The 24,415-nt window shown below is 74.1% G+C and carries 11 protein-coding genes; 3 read left to right on the forward strand and 8 right to left on the reverse strand.

Going from position 1 to position 24,415, the window contains the following annotated elements; genetic code table 11:
* The 3 genes from IE096_RS32185 to IE096_RS26355 form a co-directional block, all read right to left on the reverse strand.
* Positions 1–62, reverse strand: a 62-nt coding sequence (locus IE096_RS32185) for a biotin carboxylase N-terminal domain-containing protein (RefSeq protein WP_344069737.1), incomplete at its 3' end; no start/stop codon positions are given.
* A 114-nt stretch (positions 63–176) separates the two neighbouring features.
* Positions 177–1,124: a sensor histidine kinase gene (locus IE096_RS26350; protein WP_189455859.1), complete on the reverse strand. Its 948-nt coding sequence runs from the start codon at positions 1,122–1,124 to the stop codon at positions 177–179.
* A 151-nt stretch (positions 1,125–1,275) separates the two neighbouring features.
* A complete protein-coding gene (locus IE096_RS26355) occupies positions 1,276–1,935 on the reverse strand; it encodes a ScbR family autoregulator-binding transcription factor (protein ID WP_189455860.1) in 660 nt (219 codons plus the stop codon).
* A gap of 206 nt (positions 1,936–2,141) precedes the next feature.
* Here IE096_RS26355 and IE096_RS26360 point away from each other — a divergent pair, with 206 nt between their 5' ends.
* Entirely contained in the window at positions 2,142–2,894 is a 753-nt protein-coding gene (locus IE096_RS26360; RefSeq protein ID WP_189455861.1) for a thioesterase II family protein, read from the forward strand.
* Between the two features lie 97 nt (positions 2,895–2,991).
* On the forward strand, positions 2,992–4,599 hold the full coding sequence (locus IE096_RS26365) for an aspartate aminotransferase family protein (RefSeq protein WP_189455862.1): 1,608 nt from the start codon (positions 2,992–2,994) through the stop codon (positions 4,597–4,599).
* A gap of 84 nt (positions 4,600–4,683) precedes the next feature.
* Here IE096_RS26365 and IE096_RS26370 read toward each other — a convergent pair whose 3' ends face one another.
* The 5 genes from IE096_RS26370 to IE096_RS26390 form a co-directional block, all read right to left on the reverse strand.
* Positions 4,684–7,053, reverse strand: coding sequence for an ATP-binding protein (locus IE096_RS26370; protein WP_189455863.1), 2,370 nt, complete (start codon positions 7,051–7,053; stop codon positions 4,684–4,686).
* A 239-nt stretch (positions 7,054–7,292) separates the two neighbouring features.
* On the reverse strand, positions 7,293–7,628 hold the full coding sequence (locus tag IE096_RS26375; protein ID WP_126915304.1) for a winged helix-turn-helix transcriptional regulator: 336 nt from the start codon (positions 7,626–7,628) through the stop codon (positions 7,293–7,295).
* Positions 7,629–7,751: 123 nt separating this feature from the next.
* A complete protein-coding gene (locus tag IE096_RS26380; RefSeq protein ID WP_189455864.1) occupies positions 7,752–8,171 on the reverse strand; it encodes a YybH family protein in 420 nt (139 codons plus the stop codon).
* Positions 8,172–8,266: 95 nt separating this feature from the next.
* Positions 8,267–9,736, reverse strand: a complete 1,470-nt coding sequence (locus tag IE096_RS26385; RefSeq protein WP_189455865.1) for a flavin monoamine oxidase family protein — start codon at positions 9,734–9,736, stop codon at positions 8,267–8,269.
* 149 nt (positions 9,737–9,885) lie between these two features.
* On the reverse strand, positions 9,886–10,266 hold the full coding sequence (locus IE096_RS26390; RefSeq protein ID WP_189455866.1) for a YybH family protein: 381 nt from the start codon (positions 10,264–10,266) through the stop codon (positions 9,886–9,888).
* A gap of 345 nt (positions 10,267–10,611) precedes the next feature.
* Here IE096_RS26390 and IE096_RS26395 point away from each other — a divergent pair, with 345 nt between their 5' ends.
* Positions 10,612–24,378 carry a type I polyketide synthase gene (locus IE096_RS26395; RefSeq protein WP_189455867.1) on the forward strand — a complete coding sequence of 4,589 codons (13,767 nt, stop codon included), beginning with the start codon at positions 10,612–10,614 and terminating at the stop codon, positions 24,376–24,378.
* Positions 24,379–24,415 lie beyond the last annotated feature (37 nt).

The raw sequence follows: 24,415 nt of genomic DNA on the forward strand, positions 1-24,415 counted from the left end.
CGGCACGCACGAGCGACACGGACAGCGATTTCGCCACGATTGGCGATAAGCACCTTGCGCACAACAACTCCTCGGCGCGGGCGGATCGGCCGGCCCGCTGGCAGCACTGGATTCGGAGGGGATCAGAGGGGATCAGGGAAGTCAGGGGAGCAGGGGGAACGTTTCGGGGCCACCCGCTACGTGCGCGGGCGCAGCGGCAGGTGCATGTCGACCCTGGTGCCGTCGACGGGCGAGCTCTCGATCGTCAGCTTTCCGCCGATGTCCTCGACCCGCTGCGTCATCGACGCGATCCCCCGGGCCGGGCGGCCCTCGTCGTCGGTCGCGCGCTCCGGGTCGAAGCCGCGGCCGTCGTCCTCGACGGCGGCGTGGACCCACCAGCGGGTGGTGCGCACGGACACCGCGACGCGGCTCGCGCCGGCGTGCTCGAACGTATTGCGCAGGGCCTCGCGGACGGCCAGGAACAGGGCCCGGCGGTGGGCGGTGGCGACGAGGTTCTCGTTGCCGGTGATCTTCACGGTGACGTCGAGGCCGGGCGGGGCGGCCTCCGTCGCGAAGCCCTCGATGGCCTCGCCCAGCGGCGGCAGCTCCGTCGCCGTGACCAACTCGCCCAGCAGACCGCGCAGATGGTCCTCCGCCTCGTGGAGGAAGACCTGGGCGGCGGCGAGCCGGCCGGGGTCGTCCACGCCCGGGCCGCACTCGACGAGGAGGCGGCGGGCGGTGGCGAGGGCGCCGCCGATGTGGTCGTGGAGGTCACGGGCCACCCGGCGGCGCTCCTGCCAGCGGCAATCCGTGTGCTCGTCGGGTGTGGACATGGGATCGGCGCTGGTCGAGTCCACAGCGTGGGGGTCCACGCCGGCGGAGTCGTCCATTCCGGAGGGCCCGGAGGGCGTCGGCCGGGGCAGGCGGGTGCGTGGGGTGGACGAGGGGCGCCGGTTCCTCGGCGGGGCGGTCGCGCGGGCCCGGGCCAGGCCCTCGTTGAGCGCCCGGGCGAAGTCCCGTCCGATGACCGATTCCCAGGCCTCGGGTTCCGTACCCGTTCCCGGGCCCGTCCCCGTTCCCGGCCCCGCTCCGGTCCCCGTCGTCGCGCCGGCCTCCGCTCCCCCTGTGATGACAGAGGTATCCATCACAACTCCTCGTACCTCGCGGGACGTCCGAGCCCCTCGGGGAACTCCCCCCTCGGGACTCCTCCCAGGCCGAGAAGCTAACCGGAGGGGTCCTACTGTGTGTTCACCGACGGGTAATCACGCGGGTAATCACCAGAGTCGTGGCACGGAGTCAGGCGGTGACCGCCTCGTGGGCGCGGCCGTGCGGCAGCGCCGCGTGGGGCGGTCCCGTGCGGAGCCCGGCGCGGAGGTCGCGTACGACGAGGGCGTCGACGAGGAGGTCCCACATCCCCGTCAGCCGGGTGGCGAGGCGGTCGGGGCCCATCCCCCGGCAGGCGTCCGCCTCGGCGCCCGAGAGCACGGCGGTGACCAGCCCCTCCACGGAGTCGGCGGAGACGTCGGCGCGGATCACCCCCTGCGTGGCGCGGGCGTCGCGCAGCAGCCGCAGCCCGGTGCGGACGCACACCGCGTGGAAGTCGACGATCGCGGAACCGTCGCGTCCGCGCTCCCGGCCGATCCGCAGGCTGGCCCGGACGATGGGCTCCTCGCAGACCCAGCGGGCCAGGACGTGGGTGACGTCGATCAGGGCCTGCATCGGTGAACAACGGGCCAGCAGATCGTCGACCGTCTCGTCCAGCATCGCGCAGCCGGCCCGCTGGACCGCTTCCGCCAGGTCGGTCTTGGAGGAGAAGTGGAAATACAGCGCGCCCGTCGTCACTTCGGCGCACCGGCTGATGTCGCTCAGTTTGGCGTCCGCGTATCCGCATGCGTCGATCTGCGCGGCAGCGGCTTCGAGCAACCTCCTGCGGGTCCGCCCGGATCTCTCCTGCATCGCCGATCAACTCCCCTTCCGGCCGATCCCCGGCTCGGTTGCCTTCCCTACGCTCCGTGGATGCTCTGCGGGCCCACAGAATATGCCCTCATGGCCCTTGCGAAGTGTCTCGATCAGGGGTTCTCGTGCGCGTCTCGTGCCAGCCTCGAGCGGCATAACCGAAAATGCCCCGGCACGGTCCGCAACGCACGCGAGGAGAAGACGCAGTGGGCAGTGATTGGTTCCGACGCTACGGCCAGGCTCCGCAGGACGGACCGCGCCTCGTCTGCTTCCCGCACGCCGGAGGAGCGGCCAGCGCCTTCGTGCCGCTGTCGCGCACGCTGGCGCCGGCGGTCGACGTGGTGGCCGTGCAGTACCCGGGGCGGCAGGACCGCCACCAGGAGCCACCGGTGGACGACATCGCCCGGCTCGCCGACCGGCTGGCGGAGGAGATGAGCGCGCTGGACGACGACCGTCCGTTCGCCTTCCTCGGGCACAGCATGGGCGCCGTGCTCGCCTACGAGACCGCCCGCCGCCTGGAGCAGCGCTCGGCCCCCGGGCCGGAGCGGCTGTTCCTCTCCGGGCGCGGGGCGCCGACGGCGGTGCCCAGCCCCCACGACCAGGTGCGCACGGACGCGCACGTCCTCGCCGCCATCCGGCGGCTCGGCGGTACGACGGGCGGGGTCTTCCAGGACCCCGACCTGCTGGCCATGGTGATGCCGGCGCTACGCGCCGACTACCGGGCGATCGGCGCGTACGCGTGGACGCCGGGGGCGCCGCTGAACGTTCCCTTCACCGTGCTGATCGGCGACAACGACCCGGTCGTGACGGTCGAGGAGGCCTCGGACTGGCGGGGCTTCTCGGCGGCGCGGACGGACGTCCATGTGTTCTCCGGCGGCCACTTCTACCTCGACCACCACATCCGTGAGGTGGCCGATCTCGTGGCCGAGGCGCTGGGGGTCGTCACGGTCGCCCGGTAACCGGTCGGCCGGTTCTCGAACTGCCCAGTAATCGGCGGGCAGTTCGAGGACCGGATAAAGAACAAGCGATGACCGCGCCGCCGTATGGTCTGGCGCCATGAACGCTGATACCCCCGGATATCCCGGCTCCCCCGAGCTCGAACTCGCGGAGCCCTTTCTTCTTGAGTGGCTCGCCTCCGTCGGTCTCGACGTCGAGTACGTCCGCGCCGAGGGCAATACCCTCTACTACCGCGACGCGGACGGCGGGGAAGTCCCCGTGGTCGACTACGCGGGCGGTTACGGCTCCCTGATGCTGGGGCACAACAACCCCGAAATCGTCGCCCTCGCCAAATCCCTGCTGGACGGCGGGGTACCGGTGCACGCGCAGTTCTCGCGGCATCCTTACGCCAATCAGGTCGCCGGGGTGCTCAACACCATTCTCCAGCGGGAACTCGGCACCACCGACGTCTATTCGGCCATCTTCGCCAATACGGGCGCCGAGGCCGTCGAGGCCGCCATCAAGCACGCGGAGCTCGACCGCAGGATGCGGATGGACGAGCTGGCCGCCCCCATCGCCGGGCACCTGGAGGCCGCGCGGGCGGCGCTCCTCGGCGGGGAGGCGTCGCTGTCCGGCGAGGCGCTGGGCGCGCTCGGGTTCGGCGCGACCGAGCGCGTGGACCTGGCGGCCTTCGAGGACCTGGTCGCGGAGATCACCCGCCGGAACGACGCGGTCCGGCAGCGGCCGCCCGTCTTCCTGACGCTGGAGGGCTCCTTCCACGGCAAGCTGATGGGCAGCGTCCAGCTGACCCACAACGAGGGCTACCGCGCGCCCTTCTCCGCGCTGGCCGCGCAGGCGCGCTTCATCCCCCGGGACCGGCCGGAGGCGATCAAGGAGGTCGTGGAGGCGGAGCGCGCCGAGCTCTTCGACGTCGTGGTCGAGGGCGGCGCGATCGAGGTCGTGCGGCGCGAGGCCCCGGTGATCTGCGCGTTCGTCCTGGAGCCGATCCAGGGCGAGGGCGGCATCAACGTCATCACGCGGGAGTTCGCGGCCGAGGTCCAGCGGGTCACCGCCGAGATCGACTGCCCGGTCGTCCTCGACGAGGTGCAGAGCGGGATGGGGCGCAGCGGGGCGTTCCTCGCGAGCTCCCTGGTGGGGCTGCGGGGTGACTACTACGCGCTGGCCAAGAGCCTGGGCGGTGGGATCGCCAAGGCGTCGGTGATGCTGGTGCGGCGCGACCGGTACCGCAAGGAGTTCGAGCTGGTGCACAGCTCGACCTTCGCAAAGGACGCGTTCTCCTGCTTCGTGGCGCTGAAGGTGCTGGAGCTGATGGAGGCGGAGGACGGGCGCGTCTACCGGCTCGCCACGGAGCGCGGGGCGGCCCTGCGGACCATGTTCGAGTCGGTGCGGGCGGACTTCCCGGAGGTCGTCGCGGACATCCGCGGTGAGGGGCTCATGCTCGGGTTCGAGTTCAGCGACCAGTCGGAGGCGGCGTCCGCGGCGATCCGCGACAACGCGGGGTTCTTCGGGTACGTGGTGGCCGGGTATCTGCTGCGGGAGCACCGGATTCGGACGTTCCCGACGGCTAGTGCGGTGCATACGTTGCGGTTCGAGCCGTCGGTTTATCTGAGCGATGCGGAGATCGCGCAGCTGGAGGTTGGGCTGCGGGATGTTTGCGGGATTCTGCGGAGCCAGGACGGGGAGCGGTTGGTGGGGGCCGGCGCGTAGCGCTTTCCGGGGGCTCCGCCCCCGGACCCCCGGTCCTCAAACGCCGGACGGGCTGACTTTGTCAGCCCGTCCGGGTTCCGTGTCCTACACCGCCGCCGGCAGTGTCCGCTGGTGGCGGGGGCGGCCGTAGAGGTGGCGGAGGGCGCCCGTGGGGGAGCCCGAGGCCAGGAGTTTGCGCATGTAGCGGCGGCGGTCGTCCGGGGCCTCGCCGACGTGGGAGACCTGTTCCGGCGCGACCATGAACTCCAGGAGGCGGTCGATGGCCGCGTCCGAGAGGGGGTCCAGGCCGAGGGTGCTGGTGTGGCGCTTGCCGGCGCCCCAGTCGGGGCGGCGCTGGAGCAGCTCCGGGCGGGCCGCCGCCACCACGAGGAGCGGTACGGCGTCGGCGGACTCCACCAGGTCCTCGACGCAGTCCAGCAGGGCGTCGTCCGCCCGGTGGAGGTCGTCGATGATCAGGACGAGGGGGCGTTCGGCGGCGAGGGCCACGACGAAGCGCCGCCAGGCGGAGAGGGCCTCGGCCGGGGCGGCGGGTGCGTGGCCCGGGGTGACGAGCTCGGTGAGGGGGCGCAGCAGGCGGTCGGCCTCGCGGGGGTCGGCGACCACGCGGCGGACGGTCGCGGCGAGGTGGGCCCGGGCCTCACCGGGAGCCTGCCCGGGGAGGATGCCGCAGGCGGCGGTGAGGATCTCGGCCTGCACCGCGAGAGTGTCGTCCCCGGGGAAGGAGGGGGCGCGGCCCATCAGGAAGCGGGCGGGTTCGGGCTGGTCGGCGAAGGTGCGGGCGAACTCCGTCACGAAGCGGGTCTTGCCGATGCCGGGGTCGCCCAGGACGGTGACCAGGTGCGGCTGGGCGCGGTGGCGGGTGCGGCTGAGGAGGCCGCGCAGCAGGTCCAGTTCGCAGTCGCGATCGACGATGGGGACGGTGTGGTCGCCGGGGTATTCGCGGCGGATGCCGCGTACCTCCCAGCCGGTGGCCGGGTCGCCGGTCGGGGAGACGGTGATCGCCGCCTCGGCGGCCTCCAGAGTGGTGGCGCAGACCCGGACCTCGCCGGCGGGCACCCGGTCCAGCAGCGACTGGCCGGTGTGGAGGAGGGTGCCGATGAGGGTGGGCGGGGTGCCGGGGTCGTCGGGTCGGTAGCGGACGATCGCCTCGCCGGTGACGACGGCGGCGCGGACGGCCGGGCGACGGCCGTGCCGGCCGGTGGCGTACGCGGCCGAGCCGAGGGCGTCGCGGACGGCGAGGCTCGCGTGGACCGCGCGTTCGGCGGCGTCCTTGCGGTCGCCGTCGCCGGAGCAGGCCCCGAACAGGGCGAGGGTGACGGGGCCGATGCTGGCCACAACGGTCCCGCCGAAGTGCTCGGCCTTCTCCTGGACGGCGCCGGCCACGGCCTCCAGGGCGGTGTCGGCGCTCTCGCTCCAGGCGCCGCCCGGGGTCTCCTCGGCGAGCTCGGTGGCGATCAGCGCGACGCTGACCTGGGTGCGCTCGGTGACGGTCGCCCCGGTCCGGCGCTCGGCGGGCGCCGCGCCGGGCGGACGGCCCTGGGGGCCCGCGGCGGCGGGGGCCGGGTCGGGCACGGAGGCCAGGGGCACCCCGGCGGGGGCCGGGCGGCGCTGGGCCGGGATCTCGGCGGTCTGCTCGCGGGCGGCGCGGCGGCCCGCCTGGTAGGGGGCGGCGCCCAGGAGCCGGGCCGGGGGCAGGGAGAGCGCGGGGTCGTGGGTGAGGATGGCGTGCTGGAGGTCGCGCAGCGAGCGGCCGGGCTCCAGGCCGAGGTCCTCGACGAGGGTGGTGCGCACCTTGTCGTAGACGGCGAGGGCGTCGGCCTGCCGGCCGCAGCGGTAGAGGGCGAGCATCAGCTGCCCGCAGGAACGTTCCCGCAGGGACTCGGTGGCGACCATGGTCTCGAGCTCGCCGAGGACGGCCTGGTGGCGGCCGCAGGCGAGCTCGGCCTCGAAGTAGTCCTCCATGGCGTCGAGCCGGGCCTTCTCCACGGCGGCCAGCTCGGGCCAGGCGATACCGGTCTCCACCAGGTCGGCCAGGACGGGGCCCTGCCAGAGGGTGAGGGCTTCGCGCAGCAGTGTCGCGGCTTCCTCGGGGGAGCCCGCGGAGAACTTCGCGCGGCCCGCCTCGACCTGGCGCTGGAAGCGGTAGAGGTCGACGTCGTCGGGGTCGACGCGCAGCACATAGCCGGGCGCCTGGGTCAGCAGGGCCGGGGCGCTCGTACCGCCGGTCCCGTCCGCGCCGGCCGAGAGCACACCGCGCAGCCCCCAGACGGCGTTCTGGAGGATCTTCCGGGCCGAGGTGGGCGCCTCGTCCACGGGCCACAGGGCCCGCAGCAACTGGCTGGTGGCCACCACTCTGTTGGCCTGCAACAGCAGGAAGCCGAGCGTGGCGCGCTGTTTGATGCCGCCCAGTGCCACGGGGCGGTCGGCGTCAATGACTTCCAGAGGACCTAGCATTCGAAACCGCATCGCTCACCCAAGATCTTTTTGCATCGTTTTGCAAAGGTTGTCGCCGGTTGATTCAGAAGGCGGCTTGCCGTGGGCCATGCGGCGCGACGTTACGTCACGGAGAGTCAAACTCGGTTCTGTGCGCAGCTTTCTGTTCCCGCACTCGTTCACCCACTGAAGTCGACGGGAAGGCTAGTGGCGGCCTCTAGAGGTTCTCTCGAGGTCCGTTCGAAGGCGTTGTGCCAGCTTCACCCGGAGGGTGCCAGCATGCGCAGTTCGTGCAGCTCACCCCAGGCGGCGAGGGGCAGCAGGCTCTCGTGGAGGGTCAGGCCGAGCTCGGTGAGCGAGTACTGCACGGCCCGGGGCGGGATGGACAGACAGACCTCGCGGTCGACGACGCCGTCCAGCTCCATCTCGCGCAGCTGCTGGCTGAGCACCTTCTCGCTGACGCCGGGCAGGGCACGTCTGAGCTCGCCGAAGCGGCGCGGCCGCCGGTGGAGTTCGGCGATGATCAGGGGCTTCCACTTGCCGCCGATGACCCCGAGGGCGGTCACCAGACCGTCGGTGAACGACTGACCGGACATACGTCCGACCATACCGCATAATCGGTATGTTTTACGCGACGGCGGCCCCTGCCCTCGGCGGGGACCGGAGGCAGGGGCTCGCACTTTTCAGGAGCGCCGGTTCCAGGGTGTCGGTGCGGGCGCTTAGGCGACCAGGCCGCCCCGGGCCACGGGGCGGTCGATGGCCATCAGCCAGCGGCCGTCCTCGACCTTGACCAGGACGTCGGTGCAGACGCCCTCCAGGTGGAAGGGCTCGCCCGCGGCGTTGACGCCGTCGATGGCGTAGTCGACACCGATCAGGGCCACATCGCCGGCCGTGTAGGCGAAGGTCACCTTGGCCTCCAGCTTGGGCTTGGTGGCCAGGAACTCCTTGAAGAACTTCAGGCGGGCCTCGCCCGTGAGGGGCTCGCCGGAGAAGTTGGAGATGGAGTCCTCGCGGTAGAGGCTGTCGAAGAACTCGCCGTTACCGGAGTTGAAGACCTGGAGGAAGATCTCGTTCTGCGTCCAGGTGTCGTCGGTGAGGTCGGGCTTCTCGGGGTCGAAGGGCACGGTGAACGTGGTCATGGCGGGTTACGTCCTTCTCTCTTCTGTTCCGGGCACCCTTCGCGCGGGTGCCCCCGGGGGAGGGATCCGGCGGGGGAGCCGCCGGACGAGGGGTGTCACATCTCGCCGTTGGCCAGCTGGGCGGCGCGCAGACCCGACTCGATCGCGCCGTCGATGAAGCCGGTCCAGCCCTCCGCGATGTCGCCGCTGGCGAAGGTGATCCGGTTCGTGGCCTGGTTCAGGACGTCGGGGTAGAGCGAGGTCAGCTGGCCGGGCTTGCGGAAGGCCCAGCCGCCGCGGGAGAACTCGTCGGCGCCCCAGTTCTGCGCCCGCAGACCGATGATGTCCAGGTCCGCGCCGAGCTTCTTCACGGCGTCCTTGACCTGGGCGGTATTCGTCGGGTCGAGCTTGGGGTCGACGCTGAAGCCGACGTACAGCCGGCCCTCGGACGTCTTCTTGTAGGGGATGAACATCGGGATCGGCGAGCCGCCCTCGGCCGACTGGCCGTAGAACCGGCCCTGGCCCTCGCGGGCGTGGATCCAGATCTTCAGGGCGTGCTTCACCCCGATGCCCTGGGAGGCGGCGGCCGTGTGGGCGGCGGGCAGCCCCGGGGTGAACTTGATGGTGTGCCAGACGTTGACCGGCACGGCCACCACGACGCCCTTGGCGGAGTACGTCTTCCCGGCGCGGGTGGTGACGTGGACGCGATTGCCCGACTCGGCGACGGAGGCCACCGGCGCGTTGAACACGATCGTCGGCTTGGCCTCCTCGATCATCGCGCTGAGCATCCCGACGGTGCCGGGCTTCATCCGGTACCGCTGGGTGTCGCTCCAGCCCTCGTTGTTCCAGCCGGCCATGGCCCACCACTGGGCCAGCATCGTCAGGGCGCCCTCGCTGCTGGCACCGCCCGAGTAGATCGCGGTCTGGCCGTTGATCAGCATCTCGTCGGCGGGCGAGAGCTTCAGCTCGTTCAGCCGGTCGCGCAGCGACAGCTTGTCGATCTTCTGGAGCAGGTCCGCGCGGTACAGCGGCTGGAAGGGACGCTCGAAGTACTGCTTGGAACCCGCGAAGAGCTTCTCGAACAGGGGGCCCATCGCCGCGTTGCCCTCGGCGGGGGTGAACGCCTTGGGGCCGTTCGGGGTCGGCAGGAGCATGCGGTCCAGCGGGTCCTCCTCCTCCAGACCGATGCCGTAGCGCTTGAGCTCCTTGGCGATGTGCGGCTGCGTCGGCTCCACCCAGGTGCCGCCCATCTCCACCTGCTGGCCCGCGAAGGTGTCGGTCCAGGTCCGGCCGCCTATCCGGCTCCGGGCCTCCAGGATCGTCACCCGCTTGCCCCTGGCGCGCAGTTCGCGCGCCGCCGTGACACCGGCGAAGCCCGCACCGATGACGATGAAGTCCCGCGTGGCCGACTCGGAGTCCTCGGAGTCCTCCCCGGCGTACGCGGGTCCGGCCAGAGCGCTCGCGGCCGAGACGGCCAGGGCGGTCGCGCCCGCCGCCTTGAGGACCGTACGCCGCGAGGGGCGCCGGCCGGTGCGGTGGGCGGCGGCGTCGTCGGCCGCGGTGGTGGCGAAGCTGTCGGTGTGCACGGAAATCGTTCTCCCCCTGTGGCGCCGGAGCGCCGGTGACGCTGATACGAGCTGATGCGAGCTGATGCGAGCTGGTACGACAGATGCCCTGCCGCCGGAGCGACGGGCGGGCTCACGGCCGGGACGGCCGCGAGCCGCCGACGCCGGCCTTACTCGGCCTGGCCGTACGGGTCGTCGATGGCGTAGCGCCAGTTGCCGTCCTCGCCCAGGCGCAGCACGTCGACGCCGACGCCCTTGAGCTGCTCGGGCTCGCCGTCCGCGTCGACCGTGTCGATGACCCAGTCGACGATCAGCAGGGCGGTGTCGCCGGTGACGAAGGACTGGCGGACCTTGGCCGTCATCTTCGGGCCGAAGGCCAGGAACTCCTTGACGCTGTCCTTGCGGGCCTGGCCGGTCAGCGGCTTGCCCGGCTCCCAGACGGCGACGGCCTCGTCCGTGTAGAAGGCGTTGACCGCGTCGGCGTCGCCCCGGTTGAAGGCCTCGACATAGAGGTCGGTGTGCTTTTCGACTTCGTTGGTGAGCTGGCTCATGGCGTGGCTGCTCCCACTTTCTGTGAGGGACGGGGGCTTTGGGATAGCGGGGCCTTATGGGTATGGGCCGGAAATCCAAGCGGACCCTAGCCCGGCGTTCGCAACCCCCCGCTCACCGAGGGGTAATGCGTCGCTCACCCCTTTCGGCGGCGCGTCGATTACCGCGCCGTGACCGGTCGCTGAAGTACCGCAGGACGTCAACTGCCTAGGATCTGTGCAGGATTCATGTGTTGTAGCACGGGACCGCCGGGCGGAATTCGAGCAGGTGGCAGGGCCGGGTCGCGGCGTTCTCGAAATGTTTATGGGCCGTTGAGGAATTCAGCGAGGAAAGGGCTGCTGGGCGCGATGACGAAGAAGCACACCCCCGATGGGGTCACGGCGCTCCGGGACGGATCCGAGGCCATCGCGGTCGTCGGTCTGTCCTGCCGGCTCCCGATGGCGGCGGGCCCGGCGGAGTTCTGGGAACTGCTGAGCACCGGTACGAGCGCCATCACCGAGGTCCCCGAGGGGCGTTGGGAGTCGGCGCTGGCGGGTGGGGGCGACGGGACCACCCTGGGCGTCCGCCGGGCCGGGTTCCTGGACCGCGTCGACACCTTCGACGCCGCCTTCTTCGGGATCTCGCCCCGCGAGGCCGCCACCATGGACCCGCAGCAGCGCCTGGTCCTGGAGCTGGCCTGGGAGGCCCTGGAGGACGCCGGGATCGTCCCCGCCGAGCTGGAGGGCAGCCGCACGGCCGTCTTCGTCGGCACGCTGCGCGACGACTACTCGGCCCTCCTCTACCAGCACGGCGAGCAGGCCGTCACCCAGCACACCATGACGGGCGTCAACCGCGGTGTGATCGCCAACCGCGTCTCGTACTACCTGGGCCTGCGCGGCCCCAGCCTGACCGTCGACGCCGCGCAGTCCTCCTCGCTCGTGGCCGTCCACCTGGCCTGCGAGTCGCTGCGCTCCGGCGAGTCCGCCATGGCCATCGCCGCCGGTGTGAACCTCAACGTGCTCGCCGAGAACGCCGTCACCGAGGAGCGCTTCGGCGGCCTCTCCCCCGACGGCGTCACCTACACCTTCGACGCCCGCGCCAACGGGTTCGTGCGCGGCGAGGGCGGCGGCGTCGTCGTCCTCAAGCCGCTGTCCCGGGCGGTCGCGGACGGCGACCACATCTACGGTGTGATCCGCGGTAGCGCGGTCAACAACGACGGCACCACGCCGGGCCTGACCGTCCCCAGCCAGACCGCGCAGGAGCAGGTGCTGCGCGAGGCCTACCAGAAGGCGGGCGTCGACCCGCGCGCCGTGCAGTACGTCGAGCTCCACGGCACCGGCACGCCCGTCGGCGACCCCATCGAGGCGGCCGCCCTGGGCGCCGTCCTCGGCGCCGCCCGCCAGGGCAAGCCGCTGCTGGTCGGCTCGGCCAAGACCAACGTGGGCCACCTGGAGGGCGCCGCCGGCATCGTCGGCCTGCTCAAGGCCCTGCTGGCGCTCGACCACCAGCGGCTGCCCGCGAGCCTCAACTTCGAGACGCCCAACCCCCGCATCCCGCTCGCCGAGCTGGGCCTGGCCGTCCAGCGCGAGCTGACCGCCTGGCCGCAGCCGGACGGCGAACTCGTCGCTGGCGTCTCCTCGTTCGGCATGGGCGGCACCAACGCCCACGTCGTCCTCACCTCCGGCCCCGCCCCCGCCGCCCGCCCCGAGCCGGGCGACGCCCCGGTCGTCACCCCCTGGACGATCTCCGCGCGCGGCCCCGAGGCGCTCTCCGCGCAGGCCGCGCGACTGGCCGCCGCCGTGCGCGGCGACGAGTCCCTCTCCCCCGCCGACATCGGCTGGTCGCTGATCTCCTCCCGCACCGTCTTCGACCACCGCGCCGTCGTCCTCGGCGAGGACCGGGACGCGCTGCTCGCCGGCCTGGACGCGCTCGCCTCGGGCACCCCCGCCCAGGGGCTCGTCTCCGGCACCGTCCAGCCCGGCCTGCTGGGCGTGGTCTTCACCGGCCAGGGCGCCCAGCGCGCGGGCATGGGCGAGGAACTGGCCCGGGTCTTCCCGGTCTTCGCCGCCGCCTACGCCGAGGTGTGCGCCGCCCTCGACGCCCACCTGCCGCGCCCGCTGCGCGAGGTGATCGCGAGCGGCGAGGGCCTGGACGAGACCCGCTGGACGCAGCCCGCGCTGTTCGCCGTCGAGGTCGCCCTCTTCCGGCTCGTGGAGTCCTGGGGTGTGCGCCCCGACTATCTGGCGGGCCACTCCATCGGCGAGGTCGCCGCCGCGCACGTCGCGGGCGTCCTCTCGCTGACCGACGCCGCCGCGCTGATCGCCGCGCGCGGCCGGCTGATGCAGGAACTGCCCGCCGGCGGCGCGATGATCGCCGTCCAGGCCACCGAGGACGAGGTCCTGCCGCTGCTGGCCGGCCGCGAGGACGCGGTGGCCGTCGCGGCCGTCAACGGCCCGCGCTCGGTGGTGATCGCCGGTGCCGAGGACGTGGCCGAGGAGATCGCCGCGACCCTGCGCGAGCAGGGCCGCAAGACCAAGCGGCTCACCGTCAGCCACGCCTTCCACTCGCCGCTGATGGCCCCGATGCTCGCGGAGTTCCGCACGGTCGTCGAGGGGCTGACCTTCCACGAGCCGCGCATCGCGGCCGTCTCCACCGTCACCGGCGAGGTCATCGCCGACGGCCTGTGGACGTCCCCGGACTACTGGGTGGAGCACGTCTCCCGCCCGGTGCGCTTCGCCGACGCCACCCGCGCCCTGGAGGACGCGGGCGTCACCACCTTCCTGGAGCTGGGCCCCGACGGCGTCTGCTCCGCGATGGTCGCCGAATCCCTGCGGGACGCCTCCGTGGCCGCCTCCGTGCCCGCGCTCCGCAAGGGCCGCAGCGAGCCGCAGACGCTGCTGGCCGCGCTCGCCACGCTCTCCGTGCGCGGCTCCTCCGTCGACTGGGCCACCGCCTTCGAGGGCTCCGGCGCCGTGCGGGTGCCCCTGCCCACGTACGCGTTCCAGCGCGAGCGGTACTGGCTCGACGGCGTCGGCCGGTCCGTCGCCGCCCTCGCCACCACCACCGCGGAACCGGCGTCGCGCGCTCCCCGGGGCGAGCTCGGGGCCCGGCTCGCCGGGCTGTCCGAGGCCGAGCGCCGCCGCGCCGTCGCCGAGCTGGTCGGGGCGCACGTCGCCGCCGTCCTGGAGTACGGGCCGGGCCGCCGCGTCGAGTTCCGCTCGCCGTTCAAGGACCTGGGCCTCGACTCCCTGATGTCCGTGGAGCTGCGCACCGCCCTGGCCGAGGCCACCGGACTGCGGCTGCCCAGCGGCCTGCTCTTCGACCACCCCACCCCCGAGGCCCTCGCCGCCCACCTGGAGGCCGAGCTCACCGGCGCCGCCGAAGGCGAGGACGACCTGGCCGTGGCGGGCGCGGAGGGCGAGCCCATCGCCATCATCGGCATGGCCTGCCGCTACCCCGGTGGCGTCACCTCCCCCGAGGACCTGTGGAAGCTCGTCGAGGGCGGCGTGGACGCCGTCTCCGGCTTCCCCACCGACCGCGGCTGGGACGAGGACCTCCACGACCTCGACCCGGGCGCCAACGGCAAGAGCTCCGTCCGCGAGGGCGGCTTCCTCCACGACGCCGCGCTCTTCGACGCCGGCTTCTTCGGCATCTCCCCCCGCGAGGCCCTCGCCATGGACCCCCAGCAGCGGCTGCTGCTGGAGACCGCCTGGGAGGCCGTCGAGCGGGCCGGCCTGGACGCCGAGCGCCTCAAGGGCAGCCGCACCGGCGTGTTCGTCGGCGCCACCGCCCTCGACTACGGCCCGCGCATGCACGAGGCGCCCGAGAGCGTCGAGGGCCACCTGCTCACCGGCACCACCTCCAGCGTGATGTCCGGCCGCATCGCCTACCAGCTGGGCCTCGTCGGCCCCGCCGTCACCGTCGACACCGCCTGCTCCTCCTCGCTGGTGGCCCTCCACATGGCCGTGCGCTCGCTGCGCTCGGGCGAGTCGACGCTGGCCATCGCCGGTGGCGCGACCGTGATGTCCTCGCCGGGCATGTTCGTGGAGTTCTCCCGCCAGCGCGGCCTCGCCGCCAACGGCCGCTCCAAGTCCTTCGCCGAGGGCGCCGACGGCACCTCCTGGGCCGAGGGCGTGGGCCTCCTCCTCGTCGAGCGGCTCTCCGACGCCCGGAAGAACGGCCACAAGGTCCTCGCCGTCATCCGGGGCACCGCCATCAACCAGGACGGCGCCTCCAACGGCCTGACCGCCCCCAACGGGCCCTCGCAGCAGCGCGTCATCCGCCAGGCCCTGGCCGACGCCCGGCTCACCCCCGCCGACGTCGACGCCGTCGAGGCGCACGGCACCGGCACCAAGCTCGGCGACCCCATCGAGGCCGAGGCGCTGCTCGCCACCTACGGCCGCGCGGCCGACCGCGAGGCACCGCTCTACCTGGGCTCGCTGAAGTCCAACATCGGCCACGCCCAGGCGGCGGCCGGCGTCGGCGGCCTCATCAAGATGGTGGAGGCCATCCGGCACGGGCTCCTTCCGCGGACCCTCCACGTGGACGAGCCCACCAGCCACGTCGACTGGACCTCCGGCGCCGTCGAGCTGCTGACCGAGGAGCGCGCCTGGCCCGACGCGGGCCGCCCGCGCCGCGCCGCGATCTCCTCCTTCGGCATCAGCGGCACCAACGCCCACGTCGTCATCGAGCAGGCCGACGAGGCGCCCCGCGCCCTCGGCGCCGGCGATCTCGCCGTGCGCGCCCCCTGGGTGCTCACCGCCCGCGACGAGGCCGCCCTGCGCGAGCAGGCGGGACGGCTGCGCGAGCTGGTCGACGGCACCGGCGCCCACCCCGCCGACGTCGGCTTCTCGCTGGCCACCGCCCGGACCGCCTTCGAGCGGCGCGCCGTGGTGACCGGCCGGACGAGCGAGGAGTTCCTCGCCGGGCTCGGCGCGCTCGCCCAGGGCGTGGACGCCGGGAACGTGGTGACCGGCAGCGCCGCCCGCGCGGGCCGCACCGCGTTCCTCTTCACCGGGCAGGGCGCCCAGCGGGTCGGCATGGGACGTGAACTCCATGCCGAGCAGCCGGTGTTCGCGGCCGCCTTCGATGCGGTCGTCGCCGAACTGGACAAGCACCTGGAGCGGCCGTTGGCCGGGCTGGTCTTCGCCGAGGAGGGCAGTGAGGACGCCGCCCTGCTGCACGAGACCCGCTACACCCAGCCCGCGCTGTTCGCGATCGAGGTCGCGCTGTTCCGGCTGCTGGAGCACCACGGGCTCACCCCCGACCTGCTCGCCGGCCACTCCATCGGCGAGCTCGCGGCCGCCCATGTGGCCGGGGTGCTCTCGCTGGAGGACGCCGCCGCGCTCGTCGCCGCCCGGGGACGGCTGATGCAGTCCGCCCGCTCCGGCGGCGCGATGATCGCGGTCCAGGCCACCGAGGACGAGGTGCTGCCGCTGCTGGCGGGCCACGAGGACGCCGTGTCCGTCGCCGCCGTCAACGGCCCCGACGCCGTGGTGATCTCCGGTGACGAGACCGTCGCCGAGGCCGTCGCCGCGCGGCTGCGCGAGCAGGGCCGCAAGACCCACCGGCTCACCGTCAGCCACGCCTTCCACTCGCCGCACATGGACGACGTGCTGGAGGAGTTCCGGGCCGTGGCGGCCGGGCTCACCTTCCACGAGCCCGCCCTGCCGATCGTCTCCACCGTCACCGGCCGCCCGGCCGAGCCGGGCGAGCTCGCCACGCCCGACTACTGGGTGAACCAGATCCGGCGGGCCGTGCGCTTCGCCGACGCCGTCCGGGCCCTGGAGGAGCAGGGCGCCACCGTGTTCGTCGAGCTCGGCCCCGACGCCGTGCTCACGGCGCTGGCGCGCAACTCCCTGTCCGGGGACGGCGCCACGGCCGTCGCGCTGCTGCGCAAGGGCCGCCCCGAGGCGGAGACCCTCATCGCCGGGCTCGCCCAGGCGCACGCGGTCGGGGCGCCGCTCGACGCCGCGTCGTTCTTCCCCGGCGGCTCGGCCACCGACCTGCCCACGTACGCCTTCCAGCGGGCCCACTACTGGCTCGCGGCCCGGCCCGCCGCCGACGCGCGCGGCCTCGGCCTGGACATGGCCGGGCACCCGCTGCTGGCCACCGCCGTCGAACTCGCCGACCGCGAGGACCTGCTGCTCGCCGGCCGCCTCTCCCTGGCCACCCACCCGTGGCTGGCCGACCACGCCATCGACGGCACCGTGCTCGTCCCCGCCACGGCCTTCATCGAGCTGGCCGTCGCCGCGGGCGACCGGGCCGGCACGGGCCAGGTGGAGGAGCTCACCCTGCGGGCGCCGCTCGTCCTGCCCGAGCGCGGCGCGGTCCGCGTCCAGGTCGCCGTCGCGGCGGCCGAGGCGTCCGGCAGCCGGCCGTTCACCATCCACGCCCGCGCGGAGACGTCCGAGGTCTCCGGGGGCGACGAGCCGCGGCCGTGGACCCTCCACGCCGCCGGCACCCTCGCCCCGGCCCCGCTGCCGGCCGCGCCCGCCGCGTCCCCGCTCGCCGCGTGGCCGCCGGCCGGTGCGGTCGCCGAGCCGCTGACCGACGTCTACGAGCGGCTGGCCGCCCTCGGCTACGGCTACGGGCCCGTCTTCCAGGGCCTGACGGCCGTCTGGCGCGCGGGTGACGACGTCTACGCGGAGGTCCGGCTGCCCGAGGGCACCGACCTCGACGGCTTCGCCCTCCACCCGGCGCTGTTCGACGCGGTCCTCCACCCGCTGGTGCTGGACGCCGCCGACCCGTCGGCGCCGGAGCAGATCCGGCTGCCCTTCGCGTGGAACGACATCGCGCTGTACGCGGCCGGGGCGACGGCCCTGCGGGTGCGGATCTCGCCGGTGGGGACGGACACCGTCTCCATCGACCTGGCCGACGCGGCGGGCGGCGCGGTCGCCTCCGTGGGCGCGCTGACGCTGCGGCCGGTCGAGAAGGCGAAGCTCGCGCCGAAGGCTTCGGGGCCGGACGCGCTGTTCGTGGTGGAGTGGCCGAGCGTCGCCGCGGCCGACGGTTCCGCCGTCACGTGGGCCGAGACGGACGGGGAATCGCTGCCGGCGGCCGAGGTCGTCGTCGCCCGCCCGGCGGACGCTCGGGGCGCGCTGCGCCTCGTGCGGGCGTTCCTGGCGGACGAGCGGCTGGAGGAATCGCGGCTGGTGTTCGTCACGCGGGGCGCGATAGCCGTCGGCGAGGAGGACGTGACCGGTCTGGCCTCGGCCCCGGTGTGGGGTCTGGTGCGGGCGGCGCAGTCGGAGCAGCCGGGGCGGTTCGTCCTGGTGGACGCGGACGACGACGGGCTGCTCGCGTCGGCGATCGCGACGGGTGAGCCTCAGCTGGCGATTCGGGGCGGCGAACTGCGCGTGCCGCGCCTGGCACGAGCGGAGGCTGCCCCGGTCCCGCCCCTTCCCGTTTCCCGGGCCTCCGCCCCGGACCCCGCTCCTCAAACGCCGGAGGGGCTGAATTCAGGCACCGTCCTGATCACCGGCGGCACCGGTGGCCTCGGCGCCCTCTTCGCCAGACACCTGATCGAGACCCACGGCGTCCGCCACCTCCTCCTGAGCAGCCGCCGCGGAGCGGCGACCCCCGGTGCCAAGGAGCTGATCGCCGAGCTCAACTCCCTCGGCGCGGAAGTGACCGTCGCCGCCGCCGACGCCGCCGACCGCGACGCGGTCGCGAGGCTCCTCGCGCAGGTCGACGACGCGCACCCGCTGACCGCCGTCGTCCACACCGCCGGTGTCCTCGACGACGCGACCGTCGCCGCCCTCACCGAGGAGCAGCTCGAGACCGTCATGCGTCCCAAGGTGGACGCCGCCTGGCACCTCCACGAGCTGACGCGCGAAGCGCCACTGGCCGCCTTCGTCCTCTTCTCCTCCGTCTCCGGCATCACCGGCACCGCCGGCCAGGCCAACTACGCCGCCGCCAACACCTATCTGGACGCCCTCGCCGCGCACCGCAAGGCCAACGGCCTGCCCGCGACCTCCCTCGCGTGGGGGCTGTGGGACGCCACCCACGGCATGGGCGGCACGCTCGGCGAGGCCGACCTGGCGCGCTGGACGCGGGCCGGCGTCTCGCCGCTCACCCCGGAGCTCGGGCTCGCCCTGTTCGACGCGGCCCTCGCCGGCGGCGAGCCCCTGTACGTGCCCGCCGCGCTGAACCTCGCGACGTTCGCGGCGGCGGACCAGCCCCCCGCCCTGCTGCGCGGCCTGGTCCGTACCCGGGCCCCGCGCCGGACCGCCCGCGCGGCGGCAGCCGGCGCCGGGCAGAACCAGGGGGACTGGGCGCAGTCGATCAACGCGCTGCCCGAGGGCGAGCGCGCGGGCGCGGTGACCGAGCTCGTCCGGGGCGTCGTCGCGGCCGTGCTCGGCCACGCGAACGCCACCACCGTCGACCCCGAACGGGCCTTCAAGGAGCTCGGTTTCGACTCCCTCTCCGGTGTGGAGCTGCGCAACCGGCTCAACAGCATCACCGCTCTGCGGCTGCCGACCACCGCCGTCTTCGACCACCCCTCGCCGGCCGCGCTCGCCGCGTTCCTGCTCTCCAAGGTGGGCGACAGCGGTACGAAGGCCGTGACGAAGGCCGTCCGTTCCGCCGCCTCCGCCGACGAGCCGATCGCCATCGTCGGCATGGCCTGCCGCTACCCCGGTGGCGTCACCTCCCCCGAGGGCCTGTGGCGGCTGGTGGCCGACGGCGTGGACGCCGTCAGCGAGTTCCCCGTCAACCGCGGCTGGGACCTCGACACGCTCTACGACCCCGACCCGGAGAAGACCGGCAGCTCCTACGTCCGGCACGGCGGCTTCCTCCACGACGCCGACCTGTTCGACCGGGAGTTCTTCGGCATCTCGCCGCGCGAGGCCACCGCGACCGACCCGCAGCACCGGCTGCTGCTGGAGACCGCGTGGGAGACCTTCGAGAGCGCCGGCATCGACCCGGCCGCCGTGCGCGGCACCAACACCGGTGTGTTCACCGGCGCCATGTACGACGACTACGCGTCGCGCCTGGCCGGCACGCCCGAGGAGTTCGAGGGCTTCCTGCTCGCGGGCAACCTCTCCAGCGTCGTCTCGGGCCGGCTGTCCTACACGTACGGGCTGGAGGGCCCGGCCGTGACCGTGGACACCGCCTGCTCGTCCTCGCTGGTCGCCCTGCACCTGGCGGCGAACGCGCTGCGCTCGGGCGAGTGCGACATGGCGCTCGCGGGCGGTGTGACCGTGATGGCCGGACCGCACGTCTTCATCGAGTTCTCCCGGCAGCGCGGGCTCTCGCCCGACGGCCGCTGCAAGTCCTTCTCCGCCGACGCGGACGGCACCGGCTGGGCCGAGGGCGTGGGCCTCCTCCTCGTCGAGCGGCTCTCGGACGCCGAGCGCAACGGGCACCAGGTGCTCGCGGTGCTGCGCGGCTCCGCCGTCAACCAGGACGGCGCCTCCAACGGCCTGACCGCCCCCAACGGCCCCGCCCAGGAGCGCGTCATCCGCCAGGCCCTGGCCAACGCCGGGCTCCAGCCGTCCGACGTGGACGCGGTGGAGGCCCACGGCACCGGTACGACCCTGGGCGACCCCATCGAGGCCCAGGCGCTGCTCGCCACCTACGGCCAGGACCGGCCCGAGGACCGCCCGCTGTACCTGGGCTCCCTGAAGTCCAACATCGGCCACTCGCAGGCAGCGGCGGGCGTCGGCGGCATCATCAAGATGATCCAGGCGATGGAGCACGGCACGCTGCCGCGCACCCTCCACGCCGACGAGCGCTCCCCGCACGTCGACTGGGAGGCCGGTGCCATCGAGCTCCTCACCGAGGAGCGCGAGTGGCCCGAGACCGACCGGCCGCGCCGCGCCGCCGTCTCGTCCTTCGGCATCAGCGGCACCAACGCCCACGTCATCATCGAGCGGCCCGTCACCCCGGCCGAGGAGAGGACGGCGGAGGGTCCGGCCGACGGCGGCGTCCTGCCGTGGCTGGTCTCCGGCCGCAGCGAGGAGGCCGTACGGGCCCAGGCCGAGCGGCTGCGCGCCCACCTCGGCGCCCACCCCGAGCTGGAGCCGGCCGACGTCGGCTTCTCGCTGGCCACCACCCGTGCCCTCCACGAGCACCGGGCGGCCGTCGTCGGCGCCGACCGCGACGAACTCCTCGCCGGGCTGGAGGCGCTGGCCAACGGCGAGTCCTCCCCCGCCGTCGTCCGGGCCACCGGCGGCCGGCGCGGGAAGACCGCGTTCCTCTTCACCGGGCAGGGCTCCCAGCGCCTGGGCATGGGCCGTGAGCTGTACGCGTCCTCGCCGGTCTTCGCGGCCGCCCTGGACGAGGTCTGCGCCCACCTCGACACCGAGCTGCCGCGTCCGCTGAAGGACGTGCTGTTCGCCGCCGAGGGCTCCCCGGACGCGGCTCTGCTGGACATGACCGTCTTCACGCAGGCGGCGCTGTTCGCCGTGGAGACCGCCCTGTTCCGCCTCGCCGCCCACCACGGGCTGACCCCCGACTACCTCCTCGGCCACTCGATCGGCGAGGTCACCGCGGCCCACCTGGCCGGGGTCCTCGACCTCGCGGACGCCTGCCACCTCGTCGCCGAGCGCGGCCGGCTGATGCAGGCCGCCCGCGACGGCGGCGCGATGGCCGCGATCCAGGCCACCGAGGAGGACATCCTCGCGACCCTCGACGCCTACGGCGACGGGGAGCGCGTGGCGGTCGCCGGCGTCAACGGCCCCCGCTCCACGGTGATCTCCGGGGACGAGGACGCCGTCGAGGAGCTGGTGGCCCTCTGGCGCGAGCGCGGCGCCAAGACCAAGCGGCTGTCCGTCAGCCACGCCTTCCACTCCCCGCACATGGCGGACGTGCTGGACGAGTTCCGGGCCGTCGCGGCCGGGCTCACCTTCCACGCGCCGCGCATCCCGGTCGTCTCCAACGTCACCGGCACCCTCGCCACCGCCGAGGAGCTGACCTCGCCCGACTACTGGGCCCGGCACATCCGCCAGGCCGTCCGCTTCCTGGACGGCGTGCGGTACCTGGAGGAGCAGGGCGTCACCGACTGGCTGGAGCTCGGCCCGGACGGAGTGCTCACCGCCCTCGTCCAGGAGGGCCTGACCGGCGAGGCCGCCTCGCTCACCCCGGCGCTGCGCCGGGGCCGCCCCGAGGACCGTACGGCCGCGGCCGCGTTCGCCCAGCTCATCGCGCGGGGTGTGCGCACCGACTGGCCGGCCGTCTTCCCCGACGCCCGCCGGGTCGCGCTGCCCACCTACGCCTTCCGCCACCAGCGGTACTGGCTCAACGCCCCGGCCTCGGCCGGCGGCGGCGCGGCCGGGCTGGGCCTGGGCGCGGCGGACCACCCGCTGCTGGGCGCCGCCGTCCAGCTCGCCGAGCGCGACGAGTACGTCTTCACCGGCCGGGTCTCCCGCACCACCCACCCCTGGCTGGCCGACCACGCCGTCCTCGGCTCGGTGCTGCTGCCCGGCACGGGGCTGCTGGAGCTGGCGCTGCGCGCCGGCGAGCACGCGGGCTGCGACTCGCTGGAGGAGCTGACCCTGGCCGCGCCGCTGGTGCTGCCCGAGCGCGGCGCCGTCCAGCTCCAGCTGGCCGTCGGCGCGGACGGCGGGCAGGGCGTCCGGACCGTCGAGATCCACTCGCGGCCCGACGACGGCGACGCCGACCGGGCGTGGACCCTCCACGCCTCCGGCACCCTCACCACCGGCCGGGCCGCCCCGGCCGACCTGGTGGTCTGGCCGCCGGCCGATGCCACCGAGGTGCCGCTGGACGGCGTCTACGACCGGCTCGCCGACCAGGGCTACGGCTACGGCCCGGCCTTCCAGGGCCTGCGCCGGGTCTGGCGGGGCGAGAACGAGCTGTACGCCGAGGTGGCCCTGGCGGAGGAACTGCGCGCCGACGCCGCCGCGTTCGCCCTCCACCCGGCGCTCCTGGACGCCGCGCTCCACCCGCTGCTGCCGGGCGTGGCCTCGGCGGACGGCCCCTCGTGGCTGCCGTTCTCGTGGTCCGGCGCGACCGTCCACGCCACGGGCGCCACGGTCCTGCGGGTGCGCCTCTCGCTGGAGTCCCCGGAGCCCACCACGCTCCTGGCCTCCCTGACCGTCGCCGACGGCGCGGGCCAGCCGGTGGCGACGGTCGACTCCCTGACCCTCCGCCCCCTGTCGAAGGAAGCCCTCCTCGCGGCGGGCAACGCGGCCCAGGACGGCCTCCTCAAGGTGACGTGGACGCCCGCGCCCGTCGCAGGCACGCCGGACACGGCGAACTGGGCCACGGTTGTGGGCAACGCAGCCGCACAGGGCGCGGCAGGCGGTGACGCGGTTGTGGGCAATCGTCCCGCTGGGCGGGACGGGTGGGCACAACCCGACAACGGCGCCGCACCGCTCCCGACCGGCACCACGACGTACCCCGACCTCGCCGCTCTCCAGGCCGCGCTGGACGAAGGCGCGACCGCCCCGGCGGTCGTCCTCGTGCCGACCGCGCCGGCAACCGGCGCGGACACCGCCGCGCAGGCCCACGCGGCCCTCCAGGCCGCCCTGGAGCTGACCCGCGCGTGGCTGGCGGACGAGCGCCTCGTCGACTCCCGGCTCGTCGTCGTCACCCGCAACGCCGTAGCCGTCGGCGAGGAGGACGTCACCGACCTGCCCCACGCGGGCGTCTGGGGCCTCCTCCGCTCCGCGCAGACGGAGAACCCGGGCCGCATCGGCATCGTCGACGTCGACGGCACCGCGACCGAGGACCAGGTGGCCGCCGCCGTCGCCACCGGCGAGCCCCAGCTCGCCGTCCGGGGCGAGGCCCTCCTCGTCCCGCGCCTGGCCCGCGCCGAGCGGACGACGGAGACCGCACCCGCCCGGTACCGCGGCACCACGCTCGTCACCGGCGCCACCGGCGCCCTCGGCGGCATCCTCGCCCGGCACCTGGTCACCCAGCACGGCGCACGCCACCTGCTGCTGCTCAGCCGGCGCGGCGCCGACGCCCCCGGGGCGGCGGAGCTGCGCGACGAGCTGACCGAGCTGGGCGCCACCGTGACGCTCGCCGCCGTCGACGTCGTCGACCGCGCCGCGCTCGCGGACGTGATCGCGGGCATCCCGGCCGAGCACCCGCTCACGGCCGTCGTCCACACGGCGGGCGTGCTGGAGGACGGCGTCATCGCCCAGATGACGCCCGAGCAGCTCACCACGGTCCTGCGCCCCAAGATCGACGCGGCGTGGCACCTCCACGAGCTCACCAAGGACCTGCCGGACCTGTCCGCGTTCGTCCTCTACTCCTCCGTCGCCGGTCTCCTCGGCACGGCCGGTCAGTCCAACTACGCGGCGGGCAACACCTTCCTGGACGCCCTCGCCGAGCACCGCAGGGCGAACGGCCTGCCCGCCACGTCCCTGGCCTGGGGCCTGTGGGCGGACACCGGTTCCATCGCCGGGCACCTCGCGGAGGCGGACCTGCGCCGCCTGGCCCGCTCCGGGCTGCTGCCGCTGAACTCCAAGGAGGCCATGGAGCTGTTCGACGCGGCTCCGGCCACCGGCGAGGCCGTCCTGGCCGTCACCCGGCTGGACACGGCCGCGCTGCGGCGCGGCGAGCCGCCGGTCCTGCTGCGCGGCATGGTGCGGACGCCCGCCAAGCGCGCGGCGGCCGCCGCGGGCGGCGGCGCGGACGCCGGGCCGTCGCTCACCGAGCGGCTGGCGGCCCTGTCGCCGCTGGAGCGCGGCCGGGTCCTGACCGACCTGGTCCGGGCGCAGGTGGCGCAGGTGCTGGGCCACTCCGACGCGAACGGCGTGACCGCCGACCGGGCCTTCTCGGACCTGGGCTTCGACTCGCTGACCGCCGTGGAGCTGCGCAACCTCCTCAACAAGGCCACGGGGCTGCGGCTGCCGACGACGCTCGTCTTCGACCACCCGAGCCCGGCCGCGCTCGCCGCCCACCTCCAGGACCAGCTGGTCATCGAGGAGGTCTCGCCGGCCGAGCCCGTGCTGGCGGGCCTGGACGGGCTGCGGGCGGCCATCGAGTCGGCGGCGGCCACGGGCGAGGACGACCGCGCCCGGATCGCCGCCCGGCTGCGGGAGCTGCTGGAGGCCGCCGAGGCGGCCGGCGGCGCGGCCGCGGAGCCGGAGGCCGACGAGAACGCCGACCTCGACGCGGCCAGCGACGAGGAGCTCTTCGCCCTCTTCGACGGACTCGAATGACCGGCACCGTACGGCCGGCTCCCCCCGGGGAGCCGGC

Source organism: Streptomyces abikoensis, from assembly GCF_014648775.1.
GTDB lineage: Bacteria > Actinomycetota > Actinomycetes > Streptomycetales > Streptomycetaceae > Streptomyces > Streptomyces abikoensis.

Coding starts and splice junctions, on each gene's coding strand:
- IE096_RS26350 (WP_189455859.1), bottom strand. CDS start 1,124: ATGGATACCTCTGTCATCACAGGGGGAGCGGAGGCCGGCGCGACGACG.
- IE096_RS26355 (WP_189455860.1), bottom strand. CDS start 1,935: ATGCAGGAGAGATCCGGGCGGACCCGCAGGAGGTTGCTCGAAGCCGCT.
- IE096_RS26365 (WP_189455862.1), top strand. CDS start 2,992: ATGAACGCTGATACCCCCGGATATCCCGGCTCCCCCGAGCTCGAACTC.
- IE096_RS26370 (WP_189455863.1), bottom strand. CDS start 7,053: ATGCTAGGTCCTCTGGAAGTCATTGACGCCGACCGCCCCGTGGCACTG.
- IE096_RS26375 (WP_126915304.1), bottom strand. CDS start 7,628: ATGTCCGGTCAGTCGTTCACCGACGGTCTGGTGACCGCCCTCGGGGTC.
- IE096_RS26380 (WP_189455864.1), bottom strand. CDS start 8,171: ATGACCACGTTCACCGTGCCCTTCGACCCCGAGAAGCCCGACCTCACC.
- IE096_RS26390 (WP_189455866.1), bottom strand. CDS start 10,266: ATGAGCCAGCTCACCAACGAAGTCGAAAAGCACACCGACCTCTATGTC.
- IE096_RS26395 (WP_189455867.1), top strand. CDS start 10,612: ATGACGAAGAAGCACACCCCCGATGGGGTCACGGCGCTCCGGGACGGA.